The sequence below is a fragment of the Microbispora corallina genome (assembly GCF_016863035.1).
Taxonomy (GTDB): Bacteria; Actinomycetota; Actinomycetes; order Streptosporangiales; family Streptosporangiaceae; genus Microbispora; species Microbispora corallina.
Window position 1 is genome coordinate 23,988 of record NZ_BOOC01000024.1, and the last position, 10,731, is coordinate 34,718.

Sequence of the window (10,731 nt, forward strand, 5' to 3'; positions counted from 1 at the left end):
CTCCCCGGGGTCCCACCGGCGTGTCCGGGGGCCCGGAGTCAGGAGGTGGCGGCGAAGGCGGCGTCCCAGGTGAGGCGGCCCACGACGCCGTCCGCGTCGAGGTGCCTGTCCCGCTGGAACTTCACGCACACCGCCTTGGACGCCGGGCCGTAGTCCCCGTCGGCCGTGATGTCGTAGCCCAGCTTCTTCATCTGCTGCTGCCAGGCGCGCACGTCGTCGCCGCTGGTGACCGGCGGATAGCGCAGCAGCCGTCCCGGCCAGGCCGGCGCGGAGGACGGCGGCGGCTCGGTCGTGCCGCCGCCGCCGCTGCTGCTGCCGGGCCGCGGGGCGCCCTTCTTGACCCACGCGTAGAGGGCGTCGCCGGGGCAGTCGGTGGAGTATCCGTCGCGGTGGCCCTTGATCTCACGGCCGGCGCCGCCCTTGTCCCGCAGGTACTCGACCGCGTCGAGGATCGCGTCGAGGATGCCGTCGGTCGGCTGGACGAGCCCGGCGTTGCCCACGAGGCCGAGCACCGCGTAGTGGCCGGAGTTGAGGCCGGGCCCGTTGGCGGCCGGCAGGTGGCCCGGCCCGCGTCCCACGAACACCTTGCGATGCGGGCAGGCGACCATGCTGTAGCCGATGTCGAGCCAGCCGTTGCCGTCCATGTGGAAGTTCTGGATCGACTTCACCATGGCCACGCAGAGGGCGTGGTCGTCGACGATCTTCGGATCCACCCGGCCGCCGGTGTAGTGCACCTTCACGCCTCGTGTGGAGCTGAGCGGCGAGTACGAACCCTTCGGGGCACGCGCGCCCCATGCAGCGCGGGAGACGAGATCGATGGCCACAGGGAATCTCCGGGGGGACCTGACGCTGGGACAGTTGAGCGTAGTGGGAACGATCGAACAGCTACGCCCTTTTTACCGAGATTGATAGGTTCAAACGGAGGTATCAGGTGCACCGGGCGGTAAATCCGTCGACATGCCGTTCTGACCTCAGGATCATGGTCTCATGTCCGTTGTGAAGGAGGTCGACTTCTCCGCCGAATCCCCCAGGCCCGCCCGCGAGCCGCTGCCCATGCGGATGTGGCTCGACGACGGCGACAGCCCGGCCGACGTCATCGACGCCCTGGCCCTATCGCCGTTCGCGACGGGCGAGCAGCCCTTCTCGCGCAGCGCCACCATCGACCGCGTCCGCGCCGACGCCGTGATGACCGCCGAGGGCGGCCGCGTCCTGCGGGTGGCCCAGCACGTCAACGGCATGGAGTCGCGGCTCATCGCCGGCGAGGGCTGGACGCTGCGCGTGGTCCGCTACGCCAACCGGGCCGCCCTCGTGACGGCGACGGCCGTCACCCAGGAGCTGGCCGGCGCGGTGCTGGAGGAGGCCACGAAGGGCGCCGAGGAGACCACGGCGGGCGAGGACCACGTCACCATGGGCTTCTGGTGGCGGTCGGGCCGCGGGCCGCAGCGCTCGGAGAAGCCGATCACCACGACGCCGTGGGAGCGGATCCGCGGGAACTACTCCCGCACGGCCGCGCCCGCCTTGGACGGGCTGATGGCCGTCCGCGCGGCGGACGTCACGGGCCGCCTGCTGCTCCTGCACGGGCCGCCGGGCACCGGCAAGACCACGCTGCTGCGCACGCTCGCGCGGGAGTGGGCGCCGTGGTGCCAGGTCGACTGTGTGCTCGACCCCGAGCTGCTCTTCAGCGACCCCGGGTACCTCATGGACGTCGCCGTCGGCTGGGACGGCGACGACGAGGACGAGGAGAAGCGGTGGCGCCTGCTCGTCCTGGAGGACTGCGACGAGCTGATCCGCGGTGAGGCGAAGCAGTCGACGGGCCAGGGCCTGTCCCGGCTGCTCAACCTGACCGACGGCCTGCTCGGCCAGGGCCGGGACGTCCTCGTGGCCGTCACCACGAACGAGGAGCTCGGCCGGCTCCACCCCGCCGTCGTACGGCCCGGGCGGTGCCTCGCGCAGATCGAGGTCGGGCCGCTGGACGCCGCGCAGGCGGCCGAGTGGCTCGGCGAGCCGGGCCGCGTCGGCCCCGCGGGCGCCACCCTGGCCGAGCTGTTCGCGCTGCGCGAGGGCCGCCCGGCCGGGCCCCCCGGGCCCCCCGCCTCCACCGGCCTCTACCTCTGAACGGACCGGTCGCCCCGTCCGCGGCGGCCCCTGATCAGGGGAGGCGGTCGGGCGCGATGGACTCAGGGGTGGGCCCGGCACGCCGGTCCAGAGCCTGCACCCATTTCACGGCGACGGCGGCGACCTGGACCAGTTCCCCGCGCAGGCGGGTGGGGTCGTCCTCGGCGAACGCCTCGAGGACCTCCTCGTGCAGGATGTGACGCCACGTCAGGCGGCCTTCGGCGGCGGCATCGGCGACCGCGAGCTTGGCCCGGTCGGCGTCAGCTGTGTTCTCCGGCCCGGTGCCGTCGGCGTGTTCCTGAAAGCCCCACATGGCATCCTGGGCGGCGCGTTCGGCGGCCACGTCGGCGAGCACGCGGGCCAGCGAGCCGGGAAGGCCGTAGTCGCCGGGCTGGGTCATCGTCTCGGAGTCCTTTCCCCGGCAGCACCCTACTCGTCGTCCGCGGGCCCCCCGGCCCGATTCTCCTCAGCCGCACCTGGGATCGGATGACCACGGCATTGACCATGCCCGCTACGCCGGCGATGAGCGCCGCCATCCCCTCATCAGCCGGTCCATTCGAGGGCGCGAGGCTTAAGGTGATCTGAAGGTCGGGCGACGTGGCGCTGAAACTCGGGACGGTCTCCTTGGGTCATCGGCACCACGACCAAGGAGAACCGACATGCGGATCAAGACCTGGCTGCTCGTCACGGGCGCGGCGGCGGCGGTGGTCGCCGGCGGGTCCGGCATCGCCCTCGCCACCTCGGCGGGCCCCACGAACCCCGTCGCCGGCAGCCACGCGGGCAAGGACGCCAAGCCCGCCGACCAGGGCGTCGCCCCCCGGCAGGAGACGTTCTTCACGGAGGAGAGGATCGGCATCCTCGCCTCCGAGCTCGGGATCAGCGGCGCGCAGGCGCACGACGTCGGCGGCCGGCTCGAGCAGCTGGCGGCCGCGAACGACGACAGTCTCAGCCCCGCCGACCCGGCCTTCATCGCGATCGCAGAAAGCGTGGGGAAGACGGCGCACGAGCTGGCGGCGGCAGTGGACACGCTGAAGAAGATGGGCTGAATTGGGGGACATGAGAGTTCTGATCGTCGACGACGACGACGCCGTACGGCGGTCGCTCTCTCATGCGCTGCGCAGGGACGGCTACGCGGTCACCGAGGCGGCCGACGGGCTGAGCGCGCTCGACCGGCTCTCCCGGGTACGGCACGACGCGATCGTCCTGGACGTCCTCATGCCGGAGCCGAACGGCCTCGAGGTCTGCAAACGGCTCAGGCGACGCGGCGACGACACCCCGATTCTCATGCTCACGGCCCGCGACCTGGTCGTCGACCGGGTCGCGGGGCTCGACGCCGGGGCCGACGACTACCTGGTCAAACCGTTCGCCCTCGAGGAGCTGCGGGCGCGGCTGCGCGCGCTGTTGCGGCGGAGCGGGGCGACCAGGGAGGTGCTGCGGTTCGCCGACGTCTCCTTGGACACGACCGAGCAGCGCGCCTCCCGCGGCGGCCGGGCCCTCGCGATGACCCGCACGGAGCTGTCGCTCCTCGAACTGTTCCTGCGCAACCCCCGCCGCGTCCTCACCCGGGAGATGATCTACGAGTCGGTCTGGGGGTACGACGGGACGGGCGGCTCGACGGCCCTGTGGGTCCACCTCAGCTACCTGCGCGCGAAGCTGGAGGAGGGGGGCGGGCCCCGGCTCATCCAGACCGTGCGCGGCATCGGGTACGTGCTGCGGGAGGAGCCGTGAGCCTGCGGACGCGTCTCGGGCTCGCCGGCGGCGCGGTCGTGTTCTGCGCGCTGCTGGTCGCCTCGCTCATCCTGTATCCGGCGATCGGCAGCAGGCTCCGCGACCAGATCGACCTGTCGCTCATCCAGACGGCCGCGAACTCGCCGCAGATCCTCGACCGGCTGAAGCAGAAGACCACCGAGCAGGGGTCGGCTCCGGCGGGATCGACCGGCATGGTGAGCGTGGGGAGCATCCAGCTCCAGTTCGTCCCCCCGCCGGTGGAACCGGGGCCCACCGACGCGTTCATCCCGGTCACCGAGCGGGACGCCGACGTCGCCCGCCTGCGCGACCGGCCGTACTTCCAGGACGTCTCGTTCCGGGGGGTCGACTACCGCGTCTACACGGCGCCCGTCCCCCAGACGGAGGGCTCGCTCGTCCGCATCGCCCGGCCGCGGTCGGACGCGACCGCGACACTCGGCAGGCTGGGCGTCCTGCTGGTCGTGCTCACGACGGCCGGCGGGGCCCTGGCGCTCGTCGTGGCCCGGCTGGCGGCCGACCGTGTGCTGCGCCCGGTGGCGCGGCTGACGGAGACGATCGAGCACGTCGCCGCGACCCAGGAGCTGTCGGCCCGCATCGCCGTACGGGGCGACGACGAGATCGGCCGGCTGGCCGGCGCGTTCAACGCGATGATGGCGGAGCTGGAGGACTCGGTCACCGCCCAGCGGCGCCTGGTCGCCGACGCGTCGCACGAGTTGCGCACCCCGCTGACCAGCCTGACCACCGACCTCGACCTGCTGGCCGACGGGCAGGGCCTGGCCGACCCGGCCGCCCCCGAGCTGGTCGGGACGGCCCGGGAGCAGGCCCGCCGGCTCGGGGTCCTCATCGGCGACCTGCTCGACCTGGCCCGCTACGGATCGTCCGCGCACCTGGAGGACGTCCGGCTCGACCTGCTCGCCGCCCACGTGGTGGAGCGCGCCTCCGCGCGGGCCCCGGGGCTGCGGTTCGCCGTCGACGGCGAGGCGACGCTGGTCCTCGGCGATCCCGACGCCCTGGAGCGCGCCGTCGGCAACCTGCTCGACAACGCGGTCAAGTGGAGCCCGCCGGGCGGCGCGGTCCACGTCCGTGTCCGCGACGGGGCCGTCACCGTGGAGGACGAGGGCCCGGGCATCGACGACGCCGACGCGCCCTACGTCTTCGACCGCTTCTATCGTTCGGCCGCCGCCCGCTCCCGGCCGGGCTCGGGTCTCGGCCTGGCCATCGTCCGCCAGATCGCCGCCGCCCACGGCGGAACCGCCGCCCTGGCCCCGAGCCGGCGGGGCGCCCGGCTGACGCTGGCGCTCCCCCCGCTTCCGGCGGAGGCGCCTCCCGCGGAGGGCTGAACGGCGGCGTCCGGATCGGCCGCCGCCCTCGCCGACGACCGGTGAGCGGCGCCTCACGGATGCCGTACCGTCCCATGTGCCGGATACGTAAACCATCCGATGTGCCGCAACAGGCCGGAAACAACAATCGGCGAGGTGGTCACGCTGCTGTCGGCCGATCTGAGCCGTGTCGTCCTCCACCGGTGGGCCGTGGACGGCCGCGAGACCGGGGCGGCGGTCTACCTGGACCCTTTCGGGGACGGCGGGGAGCGGACCTGGCCGTACGTCCGGTGGACCTCCGAGGAGCGTGAGATCGGCTTCCCGGCGACCGAGCTCGTCCCCTCCTGGACGGCCGACGCGCCGCCGGGGGCGTGGCTGGAGGTCGAGATCCAGGCCCGCACGGCCGGGGGCGCGCTGACCAAGTGGTACGTCATGGGCCGGTGGGCGGAGACCGGGGCCGACGTCCACCGCACCTCCCTGCCCGGCCAGGGCGACGACGACGGCGACGTGGCCGTGGACACCTTCGTCGCCGCCCGCCCGGTGGTCGCCTACCGGCTCCGCGCGACGCTGTACGGCGAGGGCGGCCGGGTCCGCTCCATGAGCGTCATGGCGTCGGCCGTGGCCGCGCACCCCGGCCCTCCGGCGGCGTCGGCGGCGAGCCGGGTCCCGATCGAGCTCGACGTGCCCCGGCGGTCGCAGAAGCTCCACGACGGGCACTTTCCGCAATGGGACGGCGGCGGCGCGTCATGGTGCAGCCCGGCGTCGCTTACGATGGTGCTGGACTACTGGGGCCGCGGGCCCGCGCCGGCCGACCTGGCCTGGGTGCCGGCCGACGACCCGTGCCCAGCCGTCGACCACGCCGCCCGCGACATGTACGACCACAGCTACCAGGGCACGGGCAACTGGCCGTTCGGCGTCGCCTACGCCGGGCGGTACGGCCTGGAGGGCTTCGTCACCCGGCTGCGCTCCCTGGCGGAGGTGGAGCGTTTCATCGTCGCGGGGGTCCCGGTGATCACCTCCCAGTCGTTCCGTGAGCACGAGCTTCCCGGCTCGGGCTACTCGACGGGCGGTCACATCATGGTCGTCACGGGGTTCACCCGGGACGGCGACGTGATCGCCAACGACCCGGCCGCGCCGGCCGACGCCGGCGTCCGGCGGGTCTATCCGAGGGCCGCGTTCGAGCACGTGTGGCTGCGGGCCACGGGCAGCGGGGGGATCGCGCACGTCGTCCACCCCCCGGACATTCCGCTTCCGACCTCCGAGGGAAACTGGTGACGATCCGAGCCGTCGACGTGGCACGCATGGACGACCGACCGCTGTGGGTGGAGATCGCGGAACGCGCCGGAGGCCCGCGGGACGCCGGGCCCGAGGTCTGGTGGGACGAGCCGCGGCCGCACGAGGGGGGCCGCCGCTGCGTCGTGCGGCGGAGGCCGGACGGGACGATCGAGGACGTCCTCCCGCCGGGCTGGAACGCCCGCAACCGCGTGATCGAGTACGGCGGCCGTTCGTGGCGGGTCCACCGGGGGAGGCTCGTCTTCACCGACTGGTCCGACGGCCGCATCCACCTCTGCGAGCCCGGCGGCGACCCGGTCCCGCTGACGCCCGAGGGCCCGGCCCGGTACGGCGACCTGGTCGTCCACGGCGACGAGGTGTGGTGTGTCCGGGAGGTCGGCGAGGGCCACGACGTGACGCGCGACATCATCGCCGTACCACTGGACGGCTCGCCGCCGCGCAGCGTCATCCGGACCCACCACTTCCTGATGAATCCGCGCATCTCGCCCGACGGGCGGCAGATCGCCTGGATCGGCTGGAACCACCCCGACATGCCGTGGGACGCCACCGAGCTGTGCGTCGCCCCGGTGGAGGGCGGCCCGTGCCGGGTGGTGGCCTCCGGCGCCTCGATCGTGCAGGCCGAGTGGCGCGACGACGACGGGCTGTACGCCGTCGCCGACCCGGACGGCTGGTGGAACATCCACCACATCGGGCTCGACGGCACGGCCACCAACCTGACGCCGCTCCCGCTGGAGTTCGGCGACGCCACCTGGAAGCTCGGCGCGACGTTCTTCGCCCTCGCGGGCGAGCGGATCGTCGCCATGTACGGCACCGCCGACGAGCGCCGGCTGGGCGTGATCGACCGTCCCGCGCCCGGCGCCCCTATCCGCGACGTCGGCGGCGACTACACCTACTGGGCCCCCGCCCTGTCCTCCGACGGAGTGAGCGTCGTCGGGGTGGCCGCCTCGCCGTACCGGCCGTACGAGGTGGTCCGGGTGGACCTGGAAAGCGGGACGCGCGAGGTCCTGTCCCCGCGGAAGGAGCTGCCCCCGGCCGAGCTGATCCCGCGCCCCGAGGCCGTGACGGTCGACGGGGTGCACGCCCACGTCTACCCGCCGTCCGCGGACGGGCCCGCGCCGTACGTCGTGTTCGTGCACGGGGGTCCGACCAGTTCGGCGCCGCCGGTGATCGACCTGGAGGTGGCGTACTTCACCAGCAGGGGCATCGGGGTCGCCGAGGTCAACTACGGCGGCTCGACCGGGTACGGCAGGGCCTACCGGGAGCGGCTGCGGCACAACTGGGGGGTCGTCGACGTCCGCGACTGCGAGACCGTGGCGCGCTGGCTGACGAGCACCGGGCGGGCCAGCAGGGTGGCGATCCGCGGGGGCAGCGCCGGCGGCTGGACCTCGCTGGCCGCCCTGGTGCACAGCGACGTGTTCTGCGGGGCGGTCTCCCACTACGGCATCTCCGACCCCGAGGGCTGGGCGGCGGAGACCCACGACTTCGAGTCCCGGTACCTCGACGGGCTCATCGGCCCGCTGCCCGAGACCCGGCAGCGCTACCTCGACCGCTCCCCCGAGCTGCACGCCGCCCGCGCCTCCGGGCCCGCCCTGCTCATGCACGGCCTGGAGGACAAGGTCGTGGACCCGTCGCAGTCGGAGCGGTTCGCCGCCGCGCTCGCCCGCCACGGCGGCCGCTGGGCGTGCCTCACCTTCCCCGGGGAACAGCACGGGTGGCGGCGCGAGCCGACCATCGTCCGCGTCCTGGAGGCCGAGCTCGCGTTCTACGGCCTGATCTTCGGGTTCCCGACGCCCGAGGTCCCACCGCTCACCCTGGAGGGGACGGCATGACCGAGGTTGCCGAGATCTGCTCGGAGCTGCTGCGGATCGACACGACCAACGACGGCGGCGGGGACGGCCCCGGCGAGAGACGGGCGGCCGAGTACGTGGCCGGGCTCCTCGACGAGGTGGGGATCGAGCCCCACGTGTTCGAGTCGGCGCCGGGCCGCACCAGCCTCGTCGCCCGCGTCCCGGGAGACGACCCCGACGGGCTGCTCGTCCACGGCCACCTCGACGTCGTCCCGGCCGACCCCGCCGAGTGGCGGGTGCACCCGTTCTCCGGGGAGATCGCGGACGGCTGCGTGCACGGCCGGGGCGCGGTGGACATGAAGGGCACGCTCTCGATGACCCTCGCCTGGGCCCGCGAGAACGCCCGCAGGGGCGCGCGCCCCCGGCGCGACCTCGTGCTGGCGTTCCTCGCCGACGAGGAGGCCACCGGCGCGTACGGCGCCGGCCACGCGATCGAGCGGCACCGCGACCTGTTCGAGGGATGCACCGAGGCCATCAGCGAGTCGGGCGGCTTCACCTGGCACGAGGGCGACGTCCGGATATATCCGGTGGCCGTCGGGGAGCGCGGCACGGCCTGGATGCGCCTGACCGCCCGCGGCGTCGCCGGCCACGGATCCAAGCCGGCCGTGGACAACCCGGTCGCTGAGATCGCGCGGGCGGTGGCCCGCCTGGCCGACCACCGGTGGCCCGTACGGCTCACGCCGGAGGTGGCGCGGCTGATCGACGAGCTGTCGCGGGCCCTCGGCACGCCGATCGACGTCGACCGCCTGGAGGAGGAGATCCGGCGTGTCCCCCGGGCGGCCGCCCTGTTCCGCGGCGTGCTGCGCGACTCGGCCAACCCGACCATGCTCAACGCGGGGTACAAGGTCAACGTGATCCCCGGCACCGCGGAGGCCCACGTGGACGGCCGGTTCCTGCCGGGGCAGCGCGACGAGTTCCTGGAGACCGTCGACCGGCTGCTCGGCCCGAAGGTCACCCGGGAGTTCGTCAGCTTCGAGGAGGCCGTGTCGTCCCCCGCCGAGGGCCTGTTCGACGACCTCACCGCCGCCCTGCTCGCCGAGGACCCGGGCGGCCGCCCCGTGCCGTACGTGATGACGGGCGGCACGGACGCGAAGTGGTTCGCCAGGATCGGCATCAGGGGCTACGGCTTCGCCCCCCTCTTCCTGCCGCCGGACCTCGACTACTTCGGCATGTTCCACGGCGTGGACGAGCGCGTCCCGGTTGAGGGCCTCGAGTTCGGCGTGCGCGTGCTCGACCGGCTGCTGTCGGGCGAATCCACCGATTCCACTATGTGAGACGTTACTTCTCTCATGATGAGATGAGGCGGTAGGTTCCACGGCATCGGAGGAGAACGAGGGGGTTCCCATGGATGCCGTCTACACCCACGGCCACGACGAGCCGGTGCTGCGCTCGCACCGATGGCGTACGGCGGAGAACTCGGCCGCGTACCTGCTGCCGCATCTCACGCCGCACATGACGGTCCTCGACGTGGGCAGCGGTCCCGGCACGATCACCGCCGGACTGGCGGCGCGCACGGGACACGTGACGGCCACCGAGGTGACGGCGGACGCCCTGGAGCTCACCCGCGAGGGAGTGGCGGCCGCCGGCGCCGGCGACGTCGCCTTCGCGGTCGCGGACGTGCACGCCCTCCCCTTCCCCGACGCCACGTACTCCGTCGCCCACGCCCACCAGGTGCTCCAGCACGTCGGCGACCCGGTGCTGGCGCTGCGCGAGATGCGCAGGGTCACCGAGCCGGGCGGCCTCGTGGCGGCGCGCGACAGCGACTACCCGGCCTTCGCCTGGTATCCGCGGATCCCGGCCCTGGACGACTGGCTGGCGCTCTACCTGCGGGTCGCGGAGAGCAACGGCGGCGCGCCGGACGCGGGGCGGCGGCTGCTGTCGTGGGCCCGCGCCGCCGGCTTCACGGACGTCACGCCCGGCTCGTCGACCTGGTGCTTCGCCACGCCTGAGGATCGGGCCTGGTGGGGCGCGATGTGGGCGGACCGGATCCTGCACTCGGCCGTCGCGAGGCAGGCGCTCGCCATGGGCGCCGCCACGGAGGGCGACCTCGGGCGCATCTCCGAGGGGTGGCTGGAGTGGGCCGAGGCCGGCGACGGCTGGCTGTCGATCCTGCACGGCGAGATCCTCTGCCGCGTCTGAGCGCCGCCCCCGCCCCGGCTAGGTGACCAACGGCTCCGGGACCCCATCACATGATCACGGAGCTTGCCCTCATACGCTCGGCGGCGTCGGAAGCCTGCCTGAGGCCGGCCTGATATGCGGGTGCCCAGGTGGCCCGGTCGGTGATGCTCGGACCGAACGCCTCGATCGCCTCGGCGTCCGGAACCAGCCGTATGACCACCCCCCCACCTGCCGCACCACCGTTCGTACCAGACATGTGTGCCATCGGCTCAGCAACGATCAACACATCCGCC

Annotated in this window: 10 protein-coding genes and 1 pseudogene; 8 read left to right on the forward strand and 3 right to left on the reverse strand. The window is 73.5% G+C overall.

Annotated elements, in window-relative coordinates:
• Positions 1 to 38 precede the first annotated feature (38 nt).
• On the reverse strand, positions 39 to 740 hold the full coding sequence (locus Mco01_RS23355) for a peptidoglycan recognition protein family protein (RefSeq protein ID WP_239103856.1): 702 nt from the start codon (positions 738 to 740) through the stop codon (positions 39 to 41).
• 247 nt (positions 741 to 987) lie between these two features.
• On the opposite strand from Mco01_RS23355, the gene Mco01_RS23360 reads away from it, so the two are divergent.
• Entirely contained in the window at positions 988 to 2,115 is a 1,128-nt protein-coding gene (locus Mco01_RS23360; protein WP_239103857.1) for a DUF5925 domain-containing protein, read from the forward strand.
• A 34-nt stretch (positions 2,116 to 2,149) separates the two neighbouring features.
• Here Mco01_RS23360 and Mco01_RS23365 read toward each other — a convergent pair whose 3' ends face one another.
• Positions 2,150 to 2,515: a hypothetical protein gene (locus Mco01_RS23365; protein WP_204059045.1), complete on the reverse strand. Its 366-nt coding sequence runs from the start codon at positions 2,513 to 2,515 to the stop codon at positions 2,150 to 2,152.
• A gap of 259 nt (positions 2,516 to 2,774) precedes the next feature.
• On the opposite strand from Mco01_RS23365, the gene Mco01_RS23370 reads away from it, so the two are divergent.
• The 7 genes from Mco01_RS23370 to Mco01_RS23400 all read left to right on the forward strand — a co-directional run bounded on the left by Mco01_RS23370 (position 2,775) and on the right by Mco01_RS23400 (position 10,459).
• Positions 2,775 to 3,161: a hypothetical protein gene (locus tag Mco01_RS23370; RefSeq protein WP_204059046.1), complete on the forward strand. Its 387-nt coding sequence runs from the start codon at positions 2,775 to 2,777 to the stop codon at positions 3,159 to 3,161.
• Positions 3,162 to 3,171: 10 nt separating this feature from the next.
• Positions 3,172 to 3,843, forward strand: a complete 672-nt coding sequence (locus Mco01_RS23375) for a response regulator transcription factor (RefSeq protein ID WP_204059047.1) — start codon at positions 3,172 to 3,174, stop codon at positions 3,841 to 3,843.
• On the forward strand, positions 3,840 to 5,201 hold the full coding sequence (locus tag Mco01_RS23380; protein ID WP_204059048.1) for a sensor histidine kinase: 1,362 nt from the start codon (positions 3,840 to 3,842) through the stop codon (positions 5,199 to 5,201). Before Mco01_RS23375 ends, Mco01_RS23380 begins: the two co-directional genes overlap by 4 nt.
• A 135-nt stretch (positions 5,202 to 5,336) precedes the next feature.
• Positions 5,337 to 6,455 carry a C39 family peptidase gene (locus tag Mco01_RS23385; RefSeq protein WP_239103858.1) on the forward strand — a complete coding sequence of 373 codons (1,119 nt, stop codon included), beginning with the start codon at positions 5,337 to 5,339 and terminating at the stop codon, positions 6,453 to 6,455.
• Entirely contained in the window at positions 6,452 to 8,302 is a 1,851-nt protein-coding gene (locus tag Mco01_RS23390) for a dipeptidyl-peptidase 5 (protein ID WP_239103859.1), read from the forward strand. The genes Mco01_RS23385 and Mco01_RS23390 overlap by 4 nt, the downstream gene beginning before the upstream one ends.
• Entirely contained in the window at positions 8,299 to 9,594 is a 1,296-nt protein-coding gene (locus Mco01_RS23395; protein ID WP_204059050.1) for a M20/M25/M40 family metallo-hydrolase, read from the forward strand. Before Mco01_RS23390 ends, Mco01_RS23395 begins: the two co-directional genes overlap by 4 nt.
• 70 nt (positions 9,595 to 9,664) lie before the next feature.
• Positions 9,665 to 10,459, forward strand: a complete 795-nt coding sequence (locus Mco01_RS23400) for a class I SAM-dependent methyltransferase (RefSeq protein ID WP_204059051.1) — start codon at positions 9,665 to 9,667, stop codon at positions 10,457 to 10,459.
• Between the two features lie 46 nt (positions 10,460 to 10,505).
• Here the strand turns inward: Mco01_RS23400 and Mco01_RS23405 are convergent.
• A pseudogene (locus Mco01_RS23405) lies at positions 10,506 to 10,731 on the reverse strand (hypothetical protein); the annotation flags it as partial.